The 25,085-nt window shown below is 64.7% G+C and carries 24 protein-coding genes; 18 read left to right on the forward strand and 6 right to left on the reverse strand.

Going from position 1 to position 25,085, the window contains the following annotated elements; translation table 11 throughout:
* Positions 1-112: 112 nt before the first annotated feature.
* The 7 genes from ssd to ACSBOX_RS03155 all read left to right on the forward strand — a co-directional run bounded on the left by ssd (position 113) and on the right by ACSBOX_RS03155 (position 5,650).
* Positions 113-1,324 carry a septum site-determining protein Ssd gene (ssd, locus tag ACSBOX_RS03125; RefSeq protein WP_442544758.1) on the forward strand — a complete coding sequence of 404 codons (1,212 nt, stop codon included), beginning with the start codon at positions 113-115 and terminating at the stop codon, positions 1,322-1,324.
* Positions 1,321-2,589, forward strand: a complete 1,269-nt coding sequence (locus tag ACSBOX_RS03130; RefSeq protein ID WP_442544759.1) for a TadA family conjugal transfer-associated ATPase — start codon at positions 1,321-1,323, stop codon at positions 2,587-2,589. The genes ssd and ACSBOX_RS03130 overlap by 4 nt, the downstream gene beginning before the upstream one ends.
* Positions 2,586-3,389, forward strand: a complete 804-nt coding sequence (locus ACSBOX_RS03135) for a type II secretion system F family protein (protein ID WP_442544760.1) — start codon at positions 2,586-2,588, stop codon at positions 3,387-3,389. Before ACSBOX_RS03130 ends, ACSBOX_RS03135 begins: the two co-directional genes overlap by 4 nt.
* Positions 3,389-4,021, forward strand: coding sequence for a type II secretion system F family protein (locus ACSBOX_RS03140; protein ID WP_442544761.1), 633 nt, complete (start codon positions 3,389-3,391; stop codon positions 4,019-4,021). The genes ACSBOX_RS03135 and ACSBOX_RS03140 overlap by 1 nt, the downstream gene beginning before the upstream one ends.
* A gap of 197 nt (positions 4,022-4,218) precedes the next feature.
* Positions 4,219-4,581, forward strand: coding sequence for a DUF4244 domain-containing protein (locus ACSBOX_RS03145; RefSeq protein ID WP_442544762.1), 363 nt, complete (start codon positions 4,219-4,221; stop codon positions 4,579-4,581).
* Between the two features lie 227 nt (positions 4,582-4,808).
* On the forward strand, positions 4,809-5,222 hold the full coding sequence (locus ACSBOX_RS03150; RefSeq protein ID WP_442544763.1) for a TadE family type IV pilus minor pilin: 414 nt from the start codon (positions 4,809-4,811) through the stop codon (positions 5,220-5,222).
* Positions 5,219-5,650, forward strand: coding sequence for an Rv3654c family TadE-like protein (locus ACSBOX_RS03155; RefSeq protein ID WP_442544764.1), 432 nt, complete (start codon positions 5,219-5,221; stop codon positions 5,648-5,650). The genes ACSBOX_RS03150 and ACSBOX_RS03155 overlap by 4 nt, the downstream gene beginning before the upstream one ends.
* Positions 5,651-5,711: 61 nt before the next feature.
* Here the strand turns inward: ACSBOX_RS03155 and ACSBOX_RS03160 are convergent, their stop codons facing one another.
* Positions 5,712-8,036, reverse strand: a complete 2,325-nt coding sequence (locus tag ACSBOX_RS03160; RefSeq protein WP_442545950.1) for a DEAD/DEAH box helicase — start codon at positions 8,034-8,036, stop codon at positions 5,712-5,714.
* 128 nt (positions 8,037-8,164) lie between these two features.
* Positions 8,165-8,860, reverse strand: coding sequence for a GNAT family N-acetyltransferase (locus ACSBOX_RS03165; protein WP_442544765.1), 696 nt, complete (start codon positions 8,858-8,860; stop codon positions 8,165-8,167).
* Between the two features lie 171 nt (positions 8,861-9,031).
* Between ACSBOX_RS03165 and trhO the strand changes: the two genes are divergently transcribed.
* Complete coding sequence (gene trhO, locus ACSBOX_RS03170) at positions 9,032-9,925, forward strand: oxygen-dependent tRNA uridine(34) hydroxylase TrhO (RefSeq protein WP_442544766.1); 894 nt, start codon at positions 9,032-9,034, stop codon at positions 9,923-9,925.
* A gap of 9 nt (positions 9,926-9,934) precedes the next feature.
* Here trhO and ACSBOX_RS03175 read toward each other — a convergent pair whose 3' ends face one another.
* Together ACSBOX_RS03175 and ACSBOX_RS03180 are read right to left on the reverse strand one after the other, a co-directional pair.
* On the reverse strand, positions 9,935-10,471 hold the full coding sequence (locus ACSBOX_RS03175; protein WP_442544767.1) for a hypothetical protein: 537 nt from the start codon (positions 10,469-10,471) through the stop codon (positions 9,935-9,937).
* Between the two features lie 44 nt (positions 10,472-10,515).
* Positions 10,516-10,953, reverse strand: coding sequence for a hypothetical protein (locus ACSBOX_RS03180; RefSeq protein WP_442544768.1), 438 nt, complete (start codon positions 10,951-10,953; stop codon positions 10,516-10,518).
* A 155-nt stretch (positions 10,954-11,108) separates the two neighbouring features.
* On the opposite strand from ACSBOX_RS03180, the gene ACSBOX_RS03185 reads away from it, so the two are divergent.
* The 7 genes from ACSBOX_RS03185 to proC all read left to right on the forward strand — a co-directional run bounded on the left by ACSBOX_RS03185 (position 11,109) and on the right by proC (position 20,280).
* Complete coding sequence (locus tag ACSBOX_RS03185) at positions 11,109-12,770, forward strand: DUF7059 domain-containing protein (protein WP_442544769.1); 1,662 nt, start codon at positions 11,109-11,111, stop codon at positions 12,768-12,770.
* A gap of 36 nt (positions 12,771-12,806) precedes the next feature.
* Positions 12,807-13,448, forward strand: coding sequence for an ArsR/SmtB family transcription factor (locus ACSBOX_RS03190; RefSeq protein ID WP_442544770.1), 642 nt, complete (start codon positions 12,807-12,809; stop codon positions 13,446-13,448).
* Positions 13,449-13,568: 120 nt separating this feature from the next.
* Positions 13,569-16,295, forward strand: a complete 2,727-nt coding sequence (gene topA / locus ACSBOX_RS03195) for a type I DNA topoisomerase (RefSeq protein WP_442544771.1) — start codon at positions 13,569-13,571, stop codon at positions 16,293-16,295.
* Between the two features lie 179 nt (positions 16,296-16,474).
* Positions 16,475-16,990, forward strand: coding sequence for an SseB family protein (locus ACSBOX_RS03200; protein ID WP_442544772.1), 516 nt, complete (start codon positions 16,475-16,477; stop codon positions 16,988-16,990).
* 71 nt (positions 16,991-17,061) lie between these two features.
* Complete coding sequence (locus tag ACSBOX_RS03205) at positions 17,062-18,126, forward strand: Ppx/GppA phosphatase family protein (protein ID WP_442544773.1); 1,065 nt, start codon at positions 17,062-17,064, stop codon at positions 18,124-18,126.
* Position 18,127: 1 nt separating this feature from the next.
* Positions 18,128-18,964 (forward strand): sugar phosphate isomerase/epimerase family protein, encoded by an 837-nt coding sequence (locus ACSBOX_RS03210; RefSeq protein WP_078107659.1) that lies wholly within the window; start codon positions 18,128-18,130, stop codon positions 18,962-18,964.
* A 485-nt stretch (positions 18,965-19,449) separates the two neighbouring features.
* A complete protein-coding gene (proC, locus tag ACSBOX_RS03215) occupies positions 19,450-20,280 on the forward strand; it encodes a pyrroline-5-carboxylate reductase (RefSeq protein ID WP_442544774.1) in 831 nt (276 codons plus the stop codon).
* 51 nt (positions 20,281-20,331) lie between these two features.
* Here proC and ACSBOX_RS03220 read toward each other — a convergent pair whose 3' ends face one another.
* On the reverse strand, positions 20,332-20,970 hold the full coding sequence (locus tag ACSBOX_RS03220) for a potassium channel family protein (protein WP_171983496.1): 639 nt from the start codon (positions 20,968-20,970) through the stop codon (positions 20,332-20,334).
* Positions 20,971-21,010: 40 nt separating this feature from the next.
* Complete coding sequence (locus tag ACSBOX_RS03225; RefSeq protein ID WP_442544775.1) at positions 21,011-22,444, reverse strand: TrkH family potassium uptake protein; 1,434 nt, start codon at positions 22,442-22,444, stop codon at positions 21,011-21,013.
* 110 nt (positions 22,445-22,554) lie between these two features.
* Between ACSBOX_RS03225 and ACSBOX_RS03230 the strand changes: the two genes are divergently transcribed.
* The 3 genes from ACSBOX_RS03230 (at position 22,555) to ACSBOX_RS03240 (ending at position 24,896) form a co-directional block, all read left to right on the forward strand.
* The gene (locus ACSBOX_RS03230; RefSeq protein ID WP_442544776.1) at positions 22,555-23,766 is read left to right on the forward strand and encodes an acetoin utilization protein AcuC; all 1,212 of its coding nucleotides are present in this window, start codon (positions 22,555-22,557) and stop codon (positions 23,764-23,766) included.
* Positions 23,767-23,862: 96 nt separating this feature from the next.
* Complete coding sequence (locus tag ACSBOX_RS03235; protein ID WP_442544777.1) at positions 23,863-24,450, forward strand: ArsR/SmtB family transcription factor; 588 nt, start codon at positions 23,863-23,865, stop codon at positions 24,448-24,450.
* 71 nt (positions 24,451-24,521) lie between these two features.
* Positions 24,522-24,896 carry a hypothetical protein gene (locus ACSBOX_RS03240; protein ID WP_442544778.1) on the forward strand — a complete coding sequence of 125 codons (375 nt, stop codon included), beginning with the start codon at positions 24,522-24,524 and terminating at the stop codon, positions 24,894-24,896.
* Positions 24,897-25,085: the final 189 nt, after the last annotated feature.

Genomic DNA, 25,085 nt, shown 5'->3' on the forward strand with positions numbered 1-25,085 from the left:
GAGGGAGCGGTTCGTACGCGGACTCGTCCTCCACAGGCGTTGTTGTGGCTGCTTGTCCACATACGCCGATCCGGGCCTTCAATGTCCGTGGTGGAACGGAAAGAGTGGCTTCATGAGCGGGCAACATCTCGAGCGGAACCACAGCAGCAATCGCGGTTCGTCGGTGCTTCAACGCCGCGGCCCCCGATCCGGGGGATCCGGTGATCGTCCCCGACCCGGGGGATCCGGTCCACCTCCTGGCCCGGCGCCAGGCCCGTCGTCCGGAGGGCCGTGGCTTCCTGCCGATTCCAGCGAAGTCCTTCTCGTGACAGGAAACGTCCGGCTACAAGCTGAAACCGAAAGGATCGCCGCCGCTGTCGGTGCCAGTCTCCGGACAGTCGTCGATCTGTCGGCTGCGATGCCCACGTGGGACACCGCGGGAATGGTGCTTCTCGGCAGCGACGTCCGCGAACTTCCGCCCCGTCGTCGTGTGCCTTCAGTCTTGCTGGGCCTTGACGGTGAAGGGGATTCTTTGTGGCAATTGGGAGCGTCGCTAGGAGCCGAACGCGTGGCAGTCTTGCCGGAAGCTGCGGCATGGTTGGCCGAGCACCTTGGTCGGTCACCTGGCCCGGACACTGGAGGATTGCTGCTCGGGGTGACAGGAGGATGCGGCGGTGCGGGCGCGTCCACGGCCGCGGTCTGGCTGGCTCAGGAAGCTGCGGTCCATGGAATACGGACGCTGCTGGTCGATGGCGATCCCCGGGCAGGGGGGCTTGAGCTTTACCTGGCCGCCGAAGATGCGCCGGGACTTCGCTGGCCCGATCTTGCAGGTGCCAGCGGGAGCATCGGCACCGGGCAGCTAAGCGACTCCCTGCCTATAGCAGGAGGGTTCTCCTTCTTGTCTTGGCCGGGCAGTCGGGACCGTTTCCTCGACGTGGAGCCCGGCGCTGTCGCGGCTGTCCTTGATGCGGCGAGACGTGGATTTGAATTGGTCATCGTCGATATCGGCCGCGGAACAGAATCGCTTGGCAGCTTCGCCTGGGACTGCGACAGGATCCTTGTGGTGGCACCGGCTCAACTCCGCGCAGCAGTCGCCGCCGCCAGGCTTCTCCAGGATCTGCCGCCCGTTGACACAGCCTTGGTGATCCGTGGAACGGCCGGTTCGGCCCTGGACGGACCCCTCATAGCCGATTCGCTGGGTCTGCCCCTTCACGGCGTGCTCCCCGAACTCCGCGGTACAGCTGCCGCGGCGGAGCTCGGGCGCCTTCTCGAATTCGGCAAGCGGAAGGCCGTGCGTCGCTTTGCGGAATCCGTCCTTCAGCTACTTGACGACGGAGCAGCATGAGTGCTTCTGCCTTCCCCAGCGGCGGGCGCAGGCGCAATACCAGGCTCTTGGACGCCGCGTTGCTTGAAACCGTGCGGGAAACCGTCATGGCCGACGCCGGACCGGTCACTCCGTCGCGCGTGGCCGCGGCCGTCCACGCGACGGGCCGGCTGCTCGGAACTGCGGGGGCGCTTGCCGCCGTCGAATCGATCAGCGCCGAATTGAGCGGACTTGGACCTCTCCAACAGCTTGCACGCGATGCCTCAGTGACGGACATCTTCGTGAATGGCCCGGACTCGGTGTGGTTCGACCGCGGTAAGGGGCTGGAACGAGCCCAGGTGCGCTTCGACGGTGAACCCCAGATCCGTGCCTTGGCCTCCCGGCTGGTGGCGGCCGGCGGGCGTCGTTTGGACGACGGTTCGCCCTGCGTTGACGTCCGTCTCGATGGTGGATACCGGGTGCACGCGGTACTGCCTCCGATTTCCACTGCGGGAACCTTGTTGTCCGTACGGATTCGGCGCGAGGAGGTTTTCTCCATGGACGAGCTGCGTAAGGGAGGCATGTTCGCAGCACCGGTCCAGCAGGTGCTGCAGGCGATAGTTGACCGCAGATTGAGCTTCCTGATCAGTGGTGCCACCGGTTCCGGGAAGACCACGTTGCTGTCCACAATGCTCGGCTTAAGCAGCCCACATGATCGGCTTGTCCTGATTGAAGACGCTTCCGAGCTGAATCCGGTCCACCCGCACGTGGTTTCCCTTGAATCCAGGCACGGAAACCTTGAAGGCGGCGGCGTACTCGACCTCGGCGAGCTCGTCCGGCAGGCGCTGCGGATGCGGCCGGACCGGTTGATCGTGGGCGAGTGCCGCGGCGCCGAAGTACGTGAGCTGTTGACAGCACTCAATACCGGCCACACCGGTGGCGGTGGCACCATCCACGCAAACACTGCCTCAGCAGTCCCTGCCAGGCTCGTGGCGTTGGGCGCGCTCGCAGGCTTGAGCCGGGAAGCCGTGCAACTGCAGCTTTCAACGGCATTGGACGCAGTGGTCCACGTCGAGCGGACGCCTGCCGGCCGACGAGTTTCCTGTATTGGGTTGCTGTCCGAAAACGGGTTCGCCCCATCTGTCGTGCCTGCTGTTGAGCTGCGGGCAGGTGCTGTTGTTCCCGGTACTGCGTGGCGGGACCTCACGGCTCGCCTTGGGCTGGACCCCGGGCTCCTGCCTGCTTCCGAAGGACCGAATCTCCGCCCGGATCATCTTGGAGCGGATCACCTTGGAGGAGCTGCGTGAGCGGATTCCTGGTTCTCGTCCTGGCGGCCGCTGCGTGGGTGACGTTCCAACCGTCCTGGCGGCTTGGCAGACGGGTCCTGCGCGCTCTACCTCCTGCTCCCTCGGTTATGACAGGGCCCAGGTCGGCGGCTCGCACGCCGCGAAGACAGTCTCGCCCTGACACGTTGCCGCTCACGGTGCTCGTGCAGCAGTTGGCCGCGCTCCTCCGTGGAGGCCGTTCGACGTCGAGGCTCTGGGAGGAACTCTGGATGGTTCATCGGGAGAGGGAGCACCGTGCTGATTCGGGCAACTCCGGGGTTTTCAAGGCACGAGGAAAGGACCCGGGACTGCCCAAGCTGTCGTCAGGGTCTCTTCAAGTTCTTGCGGCGGCGAAGACGGCCTCGATGATCGGAACGTCGGTCGCCGAAGCGATACGAACTTCATCAGTGAAGGATCTCAAGGGCGGGAATCCCGTGGAACGCCGAGTCTGGGGAGAACTTGCCGCCTGCTTGGACGTCGCGGAGGCGAGCGGTTGTCCCTTGGCCGACGTGCTGACGCGATTTGCGGTCCAGCTTGAGGCCGAGGACGACGCCGGTGACGCGCGGCAGACTGCCCTGGCCGGCCCCAAAGCCACTGTGCGCCTCCTGACCTGGTTGCCGGTATTCGGCTTGGGGTTGGGCATGATGCTCGGGACGGATCCAGTGGGGGTCCTGTTGGCCAACGGGGTCGGATTGGCAGCGCTGGCGGCTGGGGGTGTCCTGACCGTCGCCGGCAGAATTTGGTCGTCCCGGTTGGTGCATGCCGCGGTGGGCGTTGACTGATGGGCCTGGCTTTGCCTGCCATGGCAGTGTCCCTGCTGTTGATCTTCGCCGCAATCCTCGGGCTGGCGGATCAGGGAAGAAACCGGCGTCGTGCAGCCTTGCGGATGCTTCGCGACTCTTCAGGGAGCACCGGCGCGCTGAAGAACGCGCGGAGAGGCGAGGCGGTGGGCCCGCGCCCGAAACCCGAGGGCCAGGAAGGCTTGCGTAATGTGCCGATGATCCTTGAGCTGGTGGCCGCGATGCTCGACTCAGGTGCGGGGCTCGGACGGTCCCTTGAATTGATCGCCGGATGCGCGTCCCCGCAGCTCAGCCGCTCGCTGCGGACGGTGGTTGCCGCCCTCGAGATCGGAACTGACTGGGAGACGGCGTGGCGGAGTTCGGGCCAACAGTGCGCTGAAGCGCGCAAGCTCAAGGACGCGCTCGCCTTCGCCGCCCTGACTGGCGCGCCATCCTCGGCCATCCTTTATGCCCAGGCAGCACGACTGCGCCGTGAACAGTTCAGGATGGCAGAGAAGCGTGCTGCCGCGCTCGGGGTGAAACTCGTGATCCCCTTGGGTCTTTGTTCCCTACCCGCCTTCATCTGCCTTGGCGTCGTACCCGTGCTCTTGGCAATGCTTCCGTCCGGGGGCTGAACCGGGCAGCGCCCGGACGCGCTCCGCGCTCGCAGCGGCCGTCGCTTGAGTTCCCCCGCACAAGCAAGTTCCCCTCCACAGAAAGGTCAGGACCGAGTTTTCCACTTAGGAGAGTTGGGGCCTTTCGAAGCCCCGGAACCGACGGAAGAGTCGGAGTATGGCCGGCAGCCAAGCCGGCCAGCAGAAAGGAACCTGAAATGAACACGACCATCAATACCGCCCGGCCCGGCAGGCCCCTTGCCCAGGCAACTCCTCTTCCGCCAGAGGCCGAGATCCTTGAACTGTTCCCGGGCTCGCCGGGACGCAAACCCGTCCATCTGCCTACCCACCTGCGTTCCAACGCTGAAAAACGCCGTGCGGGGTCAAGCGACGACTATTCCGCTCCGAAACGGTCGAAGAAGCGGCCCTTGGGGTCCGAGGCTGGCATGGCAACGGCCGAGTACGCCATCGCCACGCTTGCTGCTGTGGGCTTCGCCGGGCTCTTGGTGGTCATCCTTCGCAGCGAGGAAGTACGCGCCTTTCTCCTGAACCTCATTCGCAGCGCGCTCTCCCTGCCATGACGAGGCGGCGGGGTTCAAGGCACTGCGCCGAGACTTCGATGAGTCAAGAGACGCCGGTACGGGGGCTCGCGGGGAAGCAAGCCCGTTCGGTTGCCGGAGTTGTGCGGCGGTGGCCTCCTTCGATCAGACGTGCCGCTCCGGCGAAGAAGCTTCGTGGTCGGCGGAGATCCGGTCGGAAAGAGGTTTTCCATGAGGGGAACTACGGTGCCGTCACGGCGGAATTCGCTGTGGCGCTGCCTGCTGTCCTGCTTCTATTGGCCTTGCTTCTCGCAGGATCGGCCGCGGGAATTACCCAGCTGCGCCTGGAAGAAGCTGCGAGGGCGGGAGCGAGGGCCCTCGCCCGCGGAGACAGCCATGCGGCCGTGGACGGAATCGTTCGAAGACTGGCAGGAGATGCCGCCTCGGCCGCCGTTGCGGAAGACGGCAAATGGATCACGGTCACAGTATCTGCCCGGGTAGTCGGGCCCTTTGGCTCGCTCATCCCCTGGAGTCTTTCGGCGACTGCGTCGGCGAGGGGAGAGGCCCCACAGCCGTCAGCATCCACCGCGCCCCGCTTCAAGGTCGGAGACGGCGTTGTGGACTTCAGGGGTGCTGTGCCGATGGAGAGGCTCCAAACCGCTGTGGAAGAGGTCGCGGCGTGAGGGCAGATAGCGCCCGCGTCGGCGATGGCTGTGGTGACGCGAAGCGCGGCGTGAGGGCGGGTAAGGCCAGCGGCGACGAGAGTTGGCGCGTTGCGGAAGGCGGCTCGGGAACCATCCTTGCTCTTGCCCTTGGGCTTGTGGTCCTGATCTGCGTAGCGGCAGCATTGACGCTTGCCCAGGCCATGGCGATGGCCCACCGTGCGGCATCTGCCGCCGATCTCGCCGCGCTCGCGGGAGCCGACGCCGCCCGCGGACTGACAGCCGGAGATCCTTGCATGGTCGCCAGCGAAACGGCCGCGCGGCATGGAGCGTCGTTATCGGCGTGCACAGTGCTCGGAGGCGGGATCGTGGAAGTCCGCACGGAGCTGGACCGCGGCGCAGTCTTCGGGACCGCGACAGGCCGCTCCAGGGCCGGGCCTCCGCCCTAAACAGCGTCTCGAACCCGCAGCCGTAGGCCCCGTCCCCAGACCGCGTCCCTAGAGCGCTGCCCTAGACCGCGTCCCGCAGGAGCACGTTGATCAGCGTGACCGCGGCGTCCTTGTCCAGAGGATTGTTCTTGTTGCCACATTTGGGGGACTGGACGCAGGAAGGGCAGCCGGAGTCACATTCGCACGCTTTGATGGCGTCCCTTGTGGCGGTCAACCACACCTTGGCTTTCTCGAAGCCACGCTCGGCGAATCCGGCACCGCCGGGATGGCCGTCGTAGACAAAGATCGTGGGGACTCCGGTGTCGGCGTGAAGCGCTGTTGAAACACCGCCGATATCCCAGCGATCGCTTGACGCGACCAGCGGGAGGAGTCCGATGGCCGCGTGCTCGGCGGCGTGGAGCGCACCCGGGAACTGTGCCTCGACAAGGCCCGCGCCGGTCAGGGAACGGTTGTGAACCACAAACCATACCGCCTTGGTGAAGAGATCCCTGGCCCCGAGTTCCAGCGGTTCTTCCCCCAAAACCTCATTGGAAATCAGTGCCTTACGTTGGAAGGAGACCACCTGTGTTGTTACCTTCACTTCGCCGAAGTGGACTGCGATATCCCCCCACTCCATGGTCCGGAGGGATTGCAGGACCTCGATCTGCGTCACGTCCCGCGCGGTCGTGTAGTAGTCGGGGTTCGTTCGGCGAACCACCACGCAATGGTCTTCTTCGTTCAGTTCCTCGACCAGGTAGCTGTCCCCTTGGTGCACATAGATCGCCCCTGTATGCGCCTGGTAGTGCGTCTGTGGCGAGTCCATGGTGCCGAGCAGGGAGCCAGTGTCGGAGTCCACGATGCTCACGGGGCCGCCGCCGTCTGCGCGGAGGTTCACCATGGCCGCAGCGCTCTCGGGATGGGTCCAGAACCAGCCCGCGGGCCGTTTCCTCAAGTAACCCTGATCCACCAGCTGATTCAGGAGGGACTCGGACGTCGGCCCGAACAGGCCGAGTTCGGCCACACCGATGGGGAGCTCAGCCGCTGCCGCGCACAGATGGGGGCCGAGCACGTACGGGTTTCCGGGATCGAAAACGGTGGCCTCGACCGACACATCAAAGATCGCCTCCGGATGGTTGACGAGGTAGGTGTCCAAGGGGTCGTCGCTGGCCACGAATGCGGCGATGGCGTCCTGGCCCGCTCGGCCGGCGCGTCCGATCTGTTGGAACAGGGAAGCCCTCGTCCCGGGCCAGCCGGCCACGAGCACCGCGTCCAGTCCGGAGATGTCGATACCGAGTTCCAACGCGGACGTGCTGGAGACCCCAAGCAGCTCACCCGAACGCAAGGCCTTCTCCAAAGCCCGCCTCTCCTCGGGAAGATAGCCGGAGCGGTACGCGGCAACCCGTTGCGGGAGGCTGGGGTCCACCTCATCGAGGAGGCGCTTGGTGATGGACGATATTGTTTCCGCGCCGCGCCTGGACTTGATGAAGGCGATGGTCCGTACACGGGAGGACACCAGATTGGCCAGCAAGTCCGCAGTCTCGGCCACGGCGGTCCTGCGGGATTTCGCCCCGTTTTCGCCCTTCAGGTCGGTCAGGGCAGGTTCCCAGAAAGCCACAGTGGTGGAGCCATGTGGTGAACAGTCCTCGGATACTTCACGGACGGGAGTGCCGATCAGCCGGGAAAATGACGTGCCCGGGTCCGAAGCCGTCGCCGACGCCGCAATGAACACCGGTTCGGGAAAGGAGGTGCCGGCACCGTAGTAAGCGCAGATTCGCCGGAGCCTGCGCATGAGGTTGGCGACGTGGGACCCGAACACCCCGCGGTAGCTGTGGGCCTCGTCCACGATGACGTACCGCAACCTGCGGAAGAAGCGGGCCCACCACGTGTGGTTGGGCAGGATCCCGAAGTGCAGCATGTCAGGGTTGGCGAGGATGAAGTTGGCGTGATCGCGGATCCAGCGGCGCTGGGACTGGTCGGTATCGCCGTCGTACGTTTCCGCCCGGACCGTAGGGAGCCTGAGCGCGCGGATCGCCGCGAGCTGGTCGGCTGCAAGTGCTTTGGTGGGCGAGAGATACAGGGTGACGGCACCGTCGTCGTGGATCTTGCCCGGCTCGGACAGCACCCGCAGCTCGGAACGATGGATCGCGTCGAGGGCAGGGAGCTGGTAGGCAAGCGACTTCCCGGAGGCGGTCCCGGTGGCGATGACGACGTTCTGGCCCGAGTGGGCGAGCTCTGCTGCTTCGATCTGGTGCCGGTAGGGTTCGTGGATGCCCAAGGTTCCATAGGCGGCAACCACATCGGGATGGGCCCAGCCCGGCCATGCCTTGTGAATCGCCTGGCGCGCTGGAATAGTGCGGACATGTCGCAACTGCTCCGGGTCCGGGCTCCTGCCCAGAAGGGAGATCATCGATTCAGTCGCGTTCACCTGAACATTCTGTCATCGGAACGGAACCCGACGGTTGCCGGTCCAGCTACGGACCGGTTGCCGGTTCAGCCGTGGACCCGCTGCGGGCAACTCCCGGCGCCGAAGGCCGGCTACGCGACGGACAGGTCGGTCTCGTCGACCGGCTTGGTGGACATCATGAGCACCTGGCTCACGTGCTTCCAGCCAAGGTGGGAGTAGAGATGCTGTCCATCCAAGGAAGCCAAGAGGAGACCGCTTTCAACATCGTGTTGAAATGCCTGCGCGGCGAGGGCCTTCATGATGAAGCTGCCTAGTCCGCGGCGCTGGTAATTGGGCTCGGTGACGATCTTGTCGAACACCGCCGTCTGCCTGACCACGAATACCTGGCCGCTGGCCGCGACCTCTTCACCGGCATGGACCACCGCGTAGTGGACCCCCTTGCTCTCGGAAGTCGTAAGCTTCAGGTCGTCATCCGAGAGCCACGGATCTTCCGCATCCTGGGTCCCCATGTCCACGATCATCATGGCCTGGGAATCGGAAGTGATGTTCAGTCCGTTTTCGCGCGCCAACTGGGTATAGCGCGCGACGTCGTTCGTGAGGATCGTCAGGATACGGGTTTCCGCCTGGGCGGTCTTGGAAGCCAGCGCGGCGAACTCGGCATCGGAAGGGTCGTGCGCAAAGAATTCCCAGTCGCCGGTTTTGTCCGCACGCAGCGCTGCCGGGAACCGGCCTTCCTTGCGCGTTTCGTAGCTTCGGGACCCCGACCAGCCAGCCACCCAGACGTCGAGCAGCTCAGCGATGTCTTCAACCAGGGCGTCATGACTCATGTAGAGAGACTATGCCAGAGGTCTGGGAATCAACAGGGCCGGTCAGTAACAGCTCCATTAACACTTTGGGCGGCCGGAAGGTAACACTTTGGGCGGCCGGAAGGTAACACTTTGGGCAGCCCGAAGGCAGCCCGACGCACGGGTTTGGGGCCACCAAGTACCCTTAAATACGTGGCTTTGAACAGAATTGTGCTCTTCTATGGCTTTACCCCGATCGCAGACCCGGATGCCGTCCGGCTCTGGCAGCGTGCCCTGTGCGAGAAGCTCGGCCTGACCGGGCGCATCCTTGTTTCGCGGGACGGCATCAACGCCACGGTCGGTGGGGAACTGAACAACGTCAAGCAGTATGTGAAGACCACCAAGGAATACAAGGGCTTCCACGACATCGACTTCAAATGGTCCGAAGGCGGAGCGGCCGACTTTCCGAGGCTCAGCGTCAAGGTGCGCGATGAGATCGTGTCCTTCGGTGCTCCCGGGGAACTGAAAGTGGATGCGAACGGCGTCGTCGGCGGTGGCACCCACCTTCAGCCTGAACAGCTCCACGCACTCCTGGAGGAAAAGAAGGCAAGCGGGCAGGAAGTAAAGTTCTTCGACGGGCGCAACGCCTTCGAAGCCCAGATCGGCAAGTTCAAGGACGCAATCGTTCCCGACGTCGCCACCACCCACGACTTCATCAAGGAACTCGACTCGGGTAAGTACGACGACCTCAAGGACCAGCCTGTGGTCACCTACTGCACCGGCGGCATCCGTTGCGAAGTCCTTTCCAGCCTCATGGTGAACCGCGGCTTCAAGGAGGTTTACCAACTCGACGGCGGGATTGTCCGTTACGGCGAAACCTACAAGGACCAGGGCCTGTGGGAGGGCTCCCTGTACGTTTTCGACAAGCGCATGCACCTGGAATTCAGTGAGGAAGCCAAGACCATCGGCCAATGCGTCCGCTGCCAGGCACCCGCCAATAAATTTGAGAACTGCTCCAACCTGAGCTGCCGCAACCTCACCCTGTATTGCGCGGAATGTGCGTCGAGCCCGGAAACGTTGCGTTGCCCGGAAGGCTGCGCCGCCTAGCTCCGGTCATCAGATCCGGCTCACGCGGTACGCGTAGTCCGCCGGTGAATTGGCGGTGATCGTCAGGCCCAGGACGGCATCCTTCTCGAGCTGCAGGACTTTGACCTGTGTGGTGCCGCACCCCAACATCACCTCGACTAGGACGTCGCTTCCGTTCCGCACCGTGAAATCGGCACTGCGGGCACCACGGCACGCCAGCGTCACCGCATACGTTCCCCCGGGAAGCTGGGTGGTCTCTTCGTCGCGGGATTCGCCGGCGGACAACAGGCTGAAGCTGCTGTAGAAGGACAGCCCGTTCACGTCCGGAAGGACATCCTGCGCCCAGGACTTCAGGGCATCGCCCGTGACGGTCCGGTTCAACGACGGATCGCGGGGCAGCGCCGGCTCCGTGATGACCGCCGACGGCGCACTGCTCACCGGCGCGCTGCCGTCGTCGTAGGAGTATTCGCACGACGCCAACGTGCCGCACGCGAGCACACCGCAAAGCACGACGGCGGGAATCGCCGGCCGCGTCATCGGTGCCTTCAGGGCGCGCGCCCATCCCATAAGCCGACTCTACGCCTGGCCGAAACCCCGAACGAAGGGGGTAGCTACGAAGCAGGCACCAGTTGGTACGCGTAGATCACGGGAGCGTCCACGCTGCTTGCGCTGATGCTCACCGGACCGGTCGAGGGAATCTTGATGCGGGACGTCTCGCGGCTGCCAAAGCAGGCAGCCCCGGCCTCGGTAATCCGCGTACCACCCGAGGAAACGTCGAAGAAGGCCTTGCCGCCGCCGTCGCACGCAACAGTCAAAATGTAGCTTCCCGCAGCGACACTGGCGAAGTTCTTGACCAGGGGATCGCGGTTCGGGATTTTTCCAGAGTCCTCCAGGACCACTCCGGCCACCGAGGGCATGGCGGTCGCCTTCCACGCGGGGACGTCGGCGTTGGAGACAGATCTCCCGGGAGAGCACGCCGTCACGGCAAGGATGCCTGCGCCAATGACCAGAACTGCAGCGCGACGCCGAATGGAGGGGTGAAATGCCATGATTCAACGCTACCTGCTCGAACGGCTCCCAGCCGACGTAGCAGCCGACGCAGCCGCCGGGGCCGAGGAAGACGCGTACGACGCCGCGCAGCCGCCGCGGCCGAGGAAGGCGCGTACGACGCCGCCCAGCCACTGCCCCCCAATAGACTTGCACGGTGACTGATCCCGCAACGCCCGCCATCTTTGGGACCTCCCCCACCACCGTCGACGCTCCCCGCAGCGACCGTCCCGCGCTGCTCACGGCGCTCGCCGACGACCTGCGAGACGTCGGCTACACCGTGGACGGAGTGGCAGGACTGCTGGGACAGTCCGCCCACGCGGCCCTCGCCCGGGACCAGCTCATCCCCGCGCTCATCGTCACCGAACCGGCTGCCGTCACCGAAGACCCGGCGACGGACCGCGCGAAAGCCGCGCTCGCCGTCGTCGTGCGCTTGTGGCTTCTCGCCGTCCCCCAAACCGAAGCCGAGCTCGACGCCGCCCTGCCGCGCGTCCGCACCTCCGGCTTGGTGGAGCTTGGTTTGGTGGAGAAGAACGACGGCGGTGCTGTCGCCGCCAAGGTGGATTTGCGGCCGTACGGTTGGGACTCCAACGAAGATGGAAGCGGCGGCGCCGAACTGTGGGTTTCCAGCGACCTCGCCGCCCACCAGCAGCCCGGCGTGCTCCGGCATGACCATGTGCTGGGCATCGGGCAGGCCTCCACCACGCTTGTCCAGACCACCATCCGGCGGCACTCGAAACGCGCCCTGGACCTCGGGACGGGCTGCGGAATCCAGACCTTCCACCTCCTGCACCACAGCGAGCACGTCACGGCGACGGACATCTCCGAGCGGGCGCTCGCGTTCACGCGTTTCAACCTGATGCTCAACGCCGAGGCCCTGCACCTTGACCCGGCCGATCTCGAGTCCCGCGTGAGCTTGCGGCTGGGTTCGCTCCTGGAACCCGTGGCAGGCGAGACTTTCGATCTGGTGGTGTCCAATCCGCCTTTCGTGATTACCCCGCGAAGTGTCGGCGAGCAATCTTCGGATCAGTTCACGTACCGCGACGGCGGCCTCCCCGGCGACGACATCGTCGCCAACCTCGTCCGCACGCTGCCCGACGTCCTCGCCCCCGGCGGCACGGCGCAGATGCTCGGCAATTGGGAGATCCCTGCGGGCAGCGTCTGGAGCGAACGGCCGTCGTCGTGGCTCGCGGGGTCCGGCACCGAGGCGTGGTTCATCCAGAGGGAACAGGTGAGCCCCGAGCTTTACGCGGAGACCTGGCTGCAGGACGCCTCCGAGGGGCGCGACCGCGAGCTCTACCGGGCTGCCTACGCCGCCTACCTGGAGGATTTCGCCTCCCGCAATGTGGAGGCCATTGGCTTCGGAATGATCTGGCTGCGACGGCCCGAGGCCCCGCGTCCGGGAGCAGCGCCCACCCGTTTCGAAGAAATCACGTACCCTATCGAGCAACCGATCGGTCCGCACCTTGCCGCCGCCGTCGAACGCGCCGACTGGCTGGACACCCACGAGCTCTCCGAGGCCCACCTGGTGGTGGCCGACGACGTGACCGAGGAACGCCACCAGCGGCCAGGCGCCGAGCACCCCGGCGTCATCCTGTTGCGCCAAGGCGCGGGGCTCCGCAGGACGAATCTGCTGAGCACCGAGCTGGCCGGCTTCGTGTCGGCATGTGACGGCGAGCTGTCCGTCCGCCAGCTGATCGGTGCCTTGGCCGCACTGCTGGGTGGAGGGGACGACTTCGACGACGACGCGTTCCGTGCCGGGTTGCTCTCCGATGTGGGGAACCTGGTCCGCGATGGTTTCCTGCTCCCCGCGGCGTAGGGCAATTGCGGCGGTACCGGCGGATAAACTGATCCGGTGAATGAAGACAATGGGGTATCCACCGGGCTGGCATCCCCGAAACGCCGGAAACGGCCCGGTAAGACGGTGGAGATCACCGACCCCAAAGCGATCCGTGCGCTTGCCCACGCGGCCCGGCTTGAGGTCATCTCGGAACTGTATTCCACGCAGTTGAGCCGCACGGCCACCGAGCTCGCCGCGCAGACCGGGCTCACGCCGAGCGCCATGAGCTACCACCTGCGGGCCCTCCAGAAGTGGGGGATCGTGACTGCTGCGGACAACGAAGGCGATGCCCGCGAACGCCGTTGGAAGGCCGCGGGTTCGGACTTCACCATCAAATCCGGCGGCAACGCTCCGAGCCCGGAGATCGCCGTCGTCGAACTTGAACTTGACGCCTTCCGGCGTCGGGCTACCGCCTTCACCCGGGCCCGTGGTGAGCGGCGCATGCGCGGCGAGGCCGCGAACGAGGCAGCCGCCATGGTGTTGTCCAGCGATCTGCTGTACCTGACTCCCGATCAGCGGACGGATCTCAAGGCCAAGTTCCAAGACCTCATCAGGTCATATGACCTCGAAGATCCCACCCGGATTCCCGAAGGAGCGGTACGAATCGCTACGATGTGGTCAATGATTCCGGACGACCGGACCCCGACTTCAAACTAGCCCAAACCCACTGTTCCTCCACAGCACTTGTGCACATGGAAACGCACGATTCTGCAAAATATGGTGAACTAGGCCAATATGGGCACGAGCCCAAGCAATTCATTTTTCTGTAGGAGAACCGTGCCCAGCAAGGCAAAAACCGGCAAGAAACTCGTGATCGTGGAGTCTCCGGCCAAGAGTAAGACCATCGCCAAGTACCTGGGCGAGGGCTTCATTGTCGAGGCCTCGATCGGCCACATCCGCGACCTCCCGCAGCCCTCGGACCTCCCTGCAGAACTGAAGAAGACCTCGGTGGGCAAGTTCGCCGTCGACATCGAGAACGACTTCAAACCGTATTACGTGGTGTCCCCGGACAAGAAGAAAAAGGTTGCCGAACTCAAGGCCCAGCTGAAAGACGCTGACGCGCTCTATCTCGCAACCGATGGGGACCGCGAGGGCGAGGCCATCGCTTGGCACCTCCTGGAGGTCCTGAAACCCAAGGTTCCCGTCTACCGCATGACCTTCGGTGAAATCACCAAGGAAGCCATCCACCGCGCCATGGACAACCTGCGCGACGTCGACAGCGCCCTCGTCGACGCCCAGGAAACGCGCCGCATCCTGGACCGTCTGTACGGTTACGAAATCTCCCCGGTGCTGTGGCGCAAGGTTGCCCGTGGACTGTCCGCCGGCCGCGTGCAGTCGGTGGTGACCCGCATGGTGGTCGACCGCGAACGCGAACGCATGGCGTTCAAATCCGCGTCGTACTGGGACCTGACCGGCCAGTTCGGTACCGGCTCCGCGACGTTCAAAGCAAAACTCGCCGCCGTGGACGGCGCAAAGGTAGCCAGCGGCCGTGACTTCAACGACGACGGCATCCTCACCTCCGCGAACGCAGTGCACCTCAACGAGGAACTCGCGACGTCGCTGGCAGCCGGGCTCGAGAACGCGGACTTCCGCGTCCGCTCAGTCGACACCAAGCCGTACACGCGCCGTCCCGCGGCGCCGTTCACGACGTCGACCCTTCAGCAGGAAGCCGGCCGCAAGCTGCGCTTCACCTCGAAGAGCACCATGCAGATCGCCCAGCGCCTGTATGAAAACGGCTACATCACCTATATGCGTACCGACTCGTCCGCCTTGAGCGACGAGGCCCTCACGGCGGCACGCCGCCAGGCCTCCGAATTGTACGGTCCTGAGTACGTGCCGCAGTCTCCCCGCGTCTACGCCAATAGGGCCGCAAACGCGCAGGAAGCCCACGAAGCCATCCGCCCCGCGGGTGACTCCTTCCGCACCCCGGCCCAGGTGGCCAACCACCTGACCGGAGACGCTTTCCGCCTGTACGAACTCATTTGGAAGCGCACGATTGCCTCCCAGATGGGCGACGCCAAGGGCTCCACCGCCACCATCCGCCTCGGCGCAGTGGCAAACGACGGACGCGACGCCGAATTCTCGGCTTCCGGCACCGTCATCACCTTCCCGGGCTTCCTCGCCGCCTACGAAGAAGGCAAGGACGAGAGCCGCGGCGACGACGACTCCGACGAAGCCCGGCGCCTGCCCAACGTGGCCAAGGACGATTCCCTCACGGCGTCGGACATCATTGCCATCGGCCACGAGACCTCGCCACCGCCGCGGTACACGGAAGCATCGCTGACGGCGGAGCTGGAAAAGCGCGGCATCGGCCGCCCGTCCACGTATGCGTCCACGATCTCCACCATCCAGGACCGCGGCTACGTCCGGAAGCAGGGGTCTGCCCTGGTTCCCAGCTGGATCGCATTCTCGGTCATCCGCTTGCTGGAGCAGCATTTCACCGACTACGTGGACTACGAATTCACGGCAGACATGGAAGGCGACCTCGACAAGATCGCCAACGGCCAGGCAGTCGGGGCGGCCTGGCTCAAGCACTTCTACTACGGTGAAGACGCCGATCCAGGCCTGCTGAGCATCGTCAACAACCTTGGTGAAATCGATGCACGCGAGATCAACTCGGTGCCGATTGCCGAGGGCATCACGCTGCGCGTGGGCAAGTTCGGCCCGTACCTGGAGAGCTCGATCCCCACTGTCGACCCCAAGACCGGCGAAGTCGTGGAATCGGCGCGAGCCAACGTCCCCGAGGACCTCGCTCCGGACGAGCTCACTGCGGCCAAGGCCGTGGAGCTCATGGAAACGGCTGCCCCCGAGGAACGCGTCCTGGGCGCGGACCCGCACACCGGGCACACGGTGGTTGCCAAGAACGGCCGCTACGGCGCCTATGTCACTGAGGTCATCCCGGAGATGACCGAGGAGCAACTGGCAAACCAGCCGGTGGAGTACTACAAGAACGGCAAACCCAAGCCGGCGAAGAAGCCCGTCAAGGCCAAGCCGCGCACGGGATCTCTGTTCAAGTCAATGACGGTTGACTCGATCTCGCTCGACGAAGCCCTGCAGCTCATGAGCCTGCCACGCGTCCTCGGCGCAGACGCCGAAGGCAACCCGATCACGGTGCAGAACGGCCGCTTCGGACCTTACTTGAAGAAGGGCACGGACTCGCGGTCCATCGGATCCGAGGAAGAGATCTTCACGATCACCCTGGAACAGGCACTGGAGATCTACTCCCAGCCGAAGCAACGTGGTGCGCGTGCGGCCGTACCGCCCCTGGCCGAGTTCGGCCCGGACCCGGTGTCGGAGAAGAACATCGTGGTGAAGGAAGGCCGTTTCGGGCCGTATATCACCGACGGCGTCACCAACATCACTGTTCCGCGTGCCACGTCCTTGGAAGAGCTGACCCGGGAGCAGGCCATCGAGCTCCTTGCCGAGAAGCGCGCCAAGGGTCCGGTCAAGCGGACCACCGCGGCCCGCAAGGCGCCTGCGAAGAGGGCTGCGGCGAAGAAGTAGCTCCGGGCGCAGCTCAAACGCGTTGACGATGCGCATATTTCCTGGGGACACCGGAATTCCAGTGTCGTCAGGAAATATGCGTATCGCGGGGAATTATCCGTGTCCTCAGTGCGGGCGAGCGGCAGCACGCAGCCGGCCGGGAATTGCTTCCGGCAGGGGAACCGTGATCGAGTGGAACCATGACAGATCAGCCTGCAGCCCCGGAATCCCTGCCCTTGAACGACCTTGAGTCCAAGCTCGCAAAGTCCGGACAACCCGACGCAAATCCTGTGGACGTCATCTTGGCCTTCCTGAACAACGAGGTCTACATCCTGAGCACCGACTCCTTGGACAAGCCTGACGCCGCGGTGGAACCGCTTGTCCTCGCCAACTCCGAGGGCCAGCCGGTCCTCGCCGTGTTCAGCCACCCGAGCCGGGTGGAATCGCACTTCCTCGAGGCCGCACCCAACGTCCTGGGCACCCACGGCTCGGCGATTCTGGACAGCATCGGCGACGAGCTTGGCCTGGTGATCAACCCCGGCAGCGAGCACGGCTTCGAGATGGGCCCGGAAGGCATCGCCAACGTCCGCCGCGACTTCACCCGCGCGGACGAAGCCGAGGAAGCCGCGGGCGAAGCCACCGCTCCTGCCGCAGAAGCCACCGCCCCAGCCGCAGATGCGGACGCTGAATCACGCACCGACGGACCCCGGGACTAATTGACTAGCCGACGGCACGAATCGGCAGTCGTACTTGCTTCACACGCTTCGAATCGGGGAATAATGGCAGAATGCGTCTTGGCGTCCTAGACATCGGTTCCAACACCGTCCATTTGCTTTTGGTGGATGCGCATCCGGGCGCACGCCCGGTCGCATTTGCCTCCCACAAGCGACCGCTTTCGCTGGTTCAGTTCCTGGACGCCGACGGCAACATCAACGACGCCGGACAACACGAGTTGATCGAGTTCGTCCTCGAAGCCTGGGAGTTCGCAGCCCGACACAAGGCCGAGGACCTCCTGGCTTTTTGTACCTCGGCCATCCGCGAAGCCACCAACGGCATGGAGGTCCTCGCCCGGGTGAAGCACGAGACCACCGTGACCCTGCAGGAACTGACGGGCAGCGAAGAAGCGTCGATGACGTTCTTCGCGGTTCGACGCTGGTACGGCTGGGGCGCCGGTCCGATCCTCGACCTGGACATCGGCGGCGGCTCCTTCGAAATGGCGTTCGGCCAGGATGAACTGCCCGAACTCGCGGTGTCGGTGCCGCTTGGAGCCAGCCGTTTGACGAGGGACTGGCTTCACAATGACCCGCCCACGGCTAAGAGCGTCAAAGAGTTGCGCAAGTACATCCGCCACACACTCAAGCCGGTGGTGCGGGAGTTCAAGCAATTGGGCCGGGCCAACCTGGTGGCCGGAACCTCCAAGACCTTCCGTTCACTTGCACGCATCGCAGGTGCGGCTCCCAGTGGCGCCGGGCCCTACGTCAAGCGCGAACTCCACGCCACGGACCTGGGGCTTTGGGCGCAGCGGATCTCGGCCATGACCGTCGAGGACCGGCTGTACCTCCCGGGCGTCTCGGATGCACGGGCAGCGCAGATCCTTGCGGGTGCCCTGGTTGCCGAGGCCGCATTGGAATTGTTCGAGTTTCCCAGCATGGAGATCTGCCCTTGGGCCTTGCGCGAGGGATTGATCCTGCGCCGGCTCGACCAGCTGATTTTCGATGGCCCGCTCGCCCCGGCCCCGCATGTCGGGCTCGGAGGCGCGGTACCGGTACCACGCCTGGGCGCCAACACCGGAAAGGCCGCGCCCGCGGCAGTATCCATACCAATCCCCATCGCCGGGAGGCAGGCCAACTAACATGAGCACCGACGTCGAGCACTCCGAAGAAGACACGCCGAGGATCCCGGTGGCGCTCTCCAGCGCTTCTGTCTATCCGCTCAGCGTCCATGACGCCTTTGCCGTGGCCCAGGACCTGGGGTACGACGGCGTCGAGGTGATGGTGACCAACAACGCCACCAGCCAGAACCCGGATGCCCTCATCCAGCTAAGCCATCGCTACGACCAGCAGATCGTCTCCATCCACGCGCCCACCTTGCTGCTGACCCAGCAGGTTTGGGGTCCGGCGTGGAACAAGATCGAGATGTCCTGCCAGATGGCGCGCGAAGTGGGCTGCAACACCGTGGTGGTCCACCCGCCGTTCCGGTGGCAGTCCAACTATGCGGAGAACTTCGCTGCCGGCGTGCGCGAAATCGCGGCGATGTACCAAGTGCACATCGCCGTAGAGAACATGTACCCGTGGCGTGTGCGCGGCCGGGAGGCACTCGCTTACCTTCCGCACTGGGATCCGATGGGCCAGGATTACGACGACGTCACCTGGGACTTCTCGCACGCGGCCACCGCGGGTGCCAACAGCCTGGAGGCGATCCAGGCGCTCGGGAGCAAGCTGCGGCACGTCCACCTCACAGATGGTTCGGGCTCCGGCAAGGACGAACACCTGATCCCCGGGTACGGTACCCAACAGTGCGCCGAGGCGCTGCAGTATCTGGCATCCAATGGATTCGAAGGCACCGTGGTTGCCGAGATCTCGACGCGCAAGGCCAAAGCTGCCGGTGAACGCGAAGAGTGGCTCGCCGAAACGCTGCGCTTCGCCCGCCAGCACTTGGGAGCGCCGCTCGTGGGAGCCTTCGAGATCTAGGTTCGCCGAGATTCAGGGCCCGACGACGTCGGGCGGCTGGGTCGCGTCGTCGCGGCCGGTCTCCGCCGTATGGACACCGTCGGGTTCTGCTGGATCATTCTCTTCGCCGACGTTGCCGGCCTTGTGATTCCGCGGGCCCGGCGTTTGTCCAGCCGAATGATTGAGCAGAATCCGACATCCGAGCGAAGAAGATCCCGGACGGACATGACGCTCCCTGCGAGTGTCCGCCAACACCCCTTAAACGAGAAAGCACCGGCGGTCGATACGGGAAAATGGGGGGAAACCCGTTCGACCACCGGTGCTTGTGGCGGACATCCCCATGCCCGCCTCATCACTCGCACCCTCAATGAGGTAATTACTAAGTTACGGATCGATGTTGGGTGCAGCCTGCGATAACCTTGGGAACCAGCTGGGAATCCTGGAGTGTCCGAACAACCTCCGAAACTCGTTCGGCAGCGGTGCAGCTGAACTGGCATCATGGAGCCATGAGCAACCGAATCGCATTCCTTGGCTGTGGGTCCATGAACGAGGCCATCCTGGGTGGCCTGCTGGCTGCCGGAACGGATCCCTCGGACGTCGTCGCCACTGTCCGTCGCGCAGAACGCGCCGCCGAACTGGCTGAGCGCCACCATGTCATGACCATCGCCGGAGCCGAGGAACCTGACAACAACAAGCTGGCCACGAAGGGCGCTTCGGTTGTCATCCTGGGCGTCAAACCTGCGGGCATTGCCGATCTCGCCCGGGAAATCTCACCAGCGCTGGCCAAGAACACCATTGTGATCAGCGTTGCCGCAGCCGTGTCCATCGCCCAGCTGGAAGCTGCGCTGCCGGCAGGCCAGCCGGTCTTCCGCACGATGCCCAACACGCCCGCAAAGCTCGGCCGCGGGGTAGTCTCCGTTTCGCCCGGAACCAACTGCACCCCCGAGCAGCTCCAGCAGGCCAAGGACATCCTCGCCGCCGCAGGCACCGTGGTGGAAATCCCCGAGGAACAGGTGGATGCCCTGTCCGCCATCAGCGGCTCCGGCCCCGCGTACGCTTTCTACCTCGCAGAAGCCATGGCTGCCGCCGGCGTCGAGCTTGGCCTGGATCCCGAGCTCTCCCTCAAGATTTCCCGCGAAACCGTGGCAGGTGCCGGTTTCATGCTCGCAGAGCCCGGAGCCGACCCCACCGCGCTGCGCATCGCCGTGACCAGCCCCAACGGCACCACCGAACGCGCCATCGCAGCGTTCAACGACGGCGGGATACCCGCGATCATCGCCGACGGAGCCCGCGCCGCAGCCGCCCGCGCCGCGGAAATCACACAGCAGCTCGCTTAGTCCCACTCACGGGGACCGCGGCTACGGCCGGGCCGCGAACGAGGATCGCAGCTACGGCCGCGCCGCGAACCGTTCCAGCAGGTCCACGTGCCCGGACACAATCAGCATGTCGCGGCCGGAAACCTTCGTGTCCGGCCGGGCGTAGGTGAAGTCCTCGCCCGGGGATTTCACGCCGACAATGGTCACGCCGTACTTCGAACGGACCTTGGACTCATCCAGCGTGAAGCCCACTGTTTCCTTGGGCGGGTACATTTTCACGATGGCGAAATCGTCGTCGAACTCGATGAAGTCCAGCATGCGCCCGGAGACCAGGTGCGCCGCACGGACTCCGGCGTCGGCCTCGGGATAGATGACATGGTTGGCGCCGATGCGGGTGAGGATCTTGCCGTGCGAGGCAGTGATCGCTTTCACCCAGAGGTGTTCGATTCCCAGGTCCACGAGGTTCACCGTGATGAGCACCGAGGATTCGATCGACGTTCCCACGCCCACCACGGCAGAGCTGAATTCCTGTGCGCCGAGCTGGCGGAGGGCATCGATGTTGGTGGCGTCCGCCTCGACGACATGCGTCAGCACGGAGGCCCAGTTCTGGACGAGCGTGCGGTCCCGCTCGATGGCCAGGACTTCGCGTCCCTGCTTGACGAGCTGCTCGGCGGTGGCCGCACCGAACCGGCCCAAGCCGATCACCAGCACGGGCGCGTTGTGCGCCGGCCGGTTGGCGGCGCCTGTTGAATTAGCCAATGATCGGCCTCTCTTCCGGATAATGGAATAGCTGCCTGCGCTGGCGGAGGGCCAAGGCGGAGGCAAGGGTAATGGTGCCGATGCGGCCGGCGAACATGAGGGCGGCGAGGACGTAGACCCCCGACGGCGGCAGTTCGGCGCTGAGGTTCGTGCTGAGGCCTACGGTTGCAAAGGCTGAAATGGTTTCGAAGAGTACCCGGTCCAGACTGGCGCCGCTGATCGCCAGAAGCAAGAATGCGGCCGCGCACACCAAGGTGGCACCAGCGACGATCACCGAGATAGCTACCCGCATGGTGCCCTCGGGGATCGTGCGGCCGTAGACCTTGACGTCCTGGTCGCCCCGGGCCTCAGCGACGATGGCGAGGAACATGACCGCGACGGTGGTCACCTTGATGCCGCCCGCCGTCGACGCCGAACCGCCGCCGGCGAACATGAGCGCGTCCGACAGCAGCCTGGTGGTGGCATCCATGTGGCTCTGGTCAACCAGGTTGAAGCCGCCGGAGCGCGTCATGACCGAAGCGAATATGGAATGCGTGATCTTGTCGCCGACGCTCATGTTGGCGATGGTGTTGGTGTTGTCCCACTCCATCAGGGCCCACAGGACTGCGCCGGCAATGAGGAGGATCAAGGAAACCTGGATGGTCAGCTTGGTGTGGAGGCTCCACTTCTTCCAATTGAGGCCGTGCCGCCGGAGCACCAGCATCACCGGGAAGCCGAGGCTGCCGAGGAACACTCCCAGCATGAGCGGCACAAGAATCCACAGATCGGTCTCGTACGGCACGATTCCGTCGGAATGGGGCGTGAATCCGGCGTTGTTGAAGGAAGAAATCGAGTAGAAGATTCCGTGCCAGACGGCCTGCCAGAAGCCCTCTCCGAGTGTCAGGAACCGCGGAATCATCGCGATGGCCAGGATCGCCTCGATGGTCACGGACGTCGAGATGACGATCCGCAACAACGTACCCACTTCGCCCAAGCGTCCGGCGTTGTTCATGGCCTCCTGGGCGATGAGCTTGCCCCTCACGCCCAGCCGTTTGCTGACCATGAGCGCCAAGAGGGATGCGAGTGTCAGGGTACCCAACCCGCCCACGAAGATGCCCACGAGAATCACGAGCTGGCCGAAAAAGGTCCAGTGCGTCGCCGTCGAAACAACGGTCAAACCGGTGACACAAACGCTGGAAACAGCGGTGAACAACGCCTGGTGGATGGGAGTAACCGTACCGTCGGCCGATGCCGCTGGCAGGGAAAGCAGGCCGGTGAACAGCAGAATCGCGAAGACATATGCCGTCAGCGCCAACCGGGCCGGTGAGGAGTTGGCGATGTTGTCGATGAAGTCGCGGATGCCCGTGAAAATCCACAGGCTTCCCCGCTCCGGCTGGACGGTTTGCCAGCTGGCCGGGTCTCGGGACCTCGACTGGCTCTGGGTCATGGCGGTGCTGTTCGCTTCTGGTCGATTGATTCTGCTTTCCTGAGTAGTAAACCACTAATCGCCCGCTGTCACGGGCAGTGCGCTCCCGCCGCTCGGGTAGCCTGTCATTGATGACTTCCTGGGCAGGCCTCCGTCCGTCCCCGCTGCCAACGACGGTGGCGTGGGATCCCGCCATGACCGCGTACAATTTCGGTCCCTCGCATCCGATGGCCCCCGCGCGGCTCGAACTCACGGCCCGGCTCGCCGCGGCGCTCGGACTCTTCGACTTGGAGCATGTGTCCGTCCAAGCGCCCGGGGTGGCGTCCGACGTCGAACTCCTGTCTGTGCACAGTGCCGAATATGTCGCCGCGGTGCGGCGCGCAAGCGAAGATCCGACCACGCCGGACCCGGAACGCGGGCTTGGCACCGACGATGATCCCGCTTTTGCGGGGATGCACGAAGCCAGCGCCCGGCTTGCCGGCGGATCCTTGCTTGCGGCCGAGGCGGTCTTGTCCGGGACAGCGGTCCGGGCTGTCAACTTCGGCGGCGGCATGCATCACGCCTCCCGTGAGCGGGCCAGCGGCTTCTGTATCTATAACGACGCCGCACTCGCCGTGCAGAGGCTGCTCGACGGCGGTGTCCGCCGGGTCGCGTACATCGACGTCGATGCCCACCACGGCGACGGCACGCAGAGCATCTTCTGGAACGATCCCAGGGTCCTCACGATCTCCCTGCACGAAAGCGGGCTCTCGTTGTTCCCCGGTACGGGATTCGCCAACGAGATCGGCGGCGAGGACGCGCTGGGCACGGCCGTCAACGTGGCGTTGCCGGCATGGACGGGCGATGCCGGGTGGTTGCGCGCCTTCCATGCCGTGGTCCCGCAACTCGTGCAGGCCTTTGAGCCGGAAGTCATCGTGAGCCAGCATGGCTGCGACTCCCACAAACTCGATCCCCTCACGCATCTCAACCTCAGCGTGGACGGCCAGCGCGAGGCGGCCACCGCCGTCGCGGGCCTTGCCGCCAGGTTCTGCGAGAACCGCTGGATCGCCACCGGGGGAGGGGGTTACGACATCACGGGCGTGGTGCCGCGCACCTGGAGCCATTTGATAGGCATCGTGGCCCAACACCCCGTCCGGCTGACGGCTCCGGTCCCGGAGGCTTTCCGGAGCTATGTCAGGGAAAAGTACGGGGAGTCGGTCCCGGAACTCATGGGCGACGGCGTTGACACGTGGTGGCGCTCGTGGGAGGTCGGGTATAACCCCGCCGACGCCGTGGACCGCACCATCATCGCCACCCGCAAGGAGATCTTTCCGCTCTACGGGCTGGATCCCTGGTTCGACTGACGATCGTCCGACACGCGGGGATGGCCCGGGTCGGCGCCGCGCGCAGAGGCGAAATAGTTGATGCCTTTTGGCGTATATGTCGCTAGGGTGGAGGGCATGGTGACTGACGACGTATTTGCCGTCATTGCTGAGGCAACCCGGCGTGACATTCTGGTTTCCCTCCGCTCTGGGGATAAGGCTGTGGGGGAACTGGTGGAGGAGCTCGCAGCGAGCCAGCCCACCATTTCAAAGCATTTGAAGGTGCTTCGCGAGGCGGATCTCGTGAGCATGCGCGCGCAGGGACAGAAACGCTACTACGCGTTGAACCCGAAACCGCTCGCCGGGGTTGCCAGCTGGCTGGAGACGTTCGACGTCGGTCCCGCGAAGCCAGCCGCCGAGGCCGCCACGCCGGCCCGCAGCCCCCGTCCCCGCACGGGTGGGCAGCAGGGCGCAGCGGGCCAGCCGTCTGCCGGGCGGACGCAGCCCGACGGCGAGCCGCTCGTCGCTTCTCCGGAGAGCACCGACGTCGAGCGCTTGCCGGAAACCGTTCCCGCCTCCGGATCTGCCGTCCCCGGGGCTGGACTCGACGACACCAGGCCGCAGCAGATCGGCCGCACGGTTGGCCGTGCCGCCACCAAGGCTGCGGACCTCCTGGCGAACCTGCCGAACCTACCCAACCTGCCGAAGTTCGGGCGGAAGAAGTAGCGGCATTTGGCGTGATCCCGGTCACGCCGCGATTGGCTTCTGCCCGATGCCCGCCACTTTCAGAGTCATGCATGGAGAAGGTTACGAGGACATTAGGTGGCCAACCGACGTCGATTGCGGGATTTCTCAAAAAGTCCTCTGACCAGCTGAGCGACGAGTGCACAGCTAACGCGAACCTGGTGACCCCCCAAATGAATGAATCCGATGCTGAGGTCGCGCGCACACTCAGCACAATTCCAGTTCGCGTGTCTCGCCAAATGACAGATACCGAGTATCAGTTTCGCGTGGCCGAGGTCCTCAACCTTTTTGACATCGAAGCAGTGGGCGATGAAACGGGCGTGTACTACGGGGACGAGGGCGTTGAGCTAGAAGACCAGCCTTTAGTCGCGGCCATCCGCATACTCCTTGCGAGGCGATTCGGCATCCCGGAATCATTAGCAATATGAATGTGCAGGGCCGGAGGCCCGCTGGCGCAGCCCTTCGGATCTAGTGTCGCCTTTCTGAAGTTGTGGGACGGCTGACTTCGCGAGGATCTGTTCCTGGGTCATTGGTCCTTTTCGACAGCAAAAGATGCCGACTTCGCCGGGAAATTGGTCGACGTGCTGCTTGGTCGTAATCGGTTCGGATGGAGACTG

The sequence above is a fragment of the Arthrobacter sp. KN11-1C genome, assembly GCF_052180225.1.
Lineage (GTDB): Bacteria > Actinomycetota > Actinomycetes > Actinomycetales > Micrococcaceae > Arthrobacter.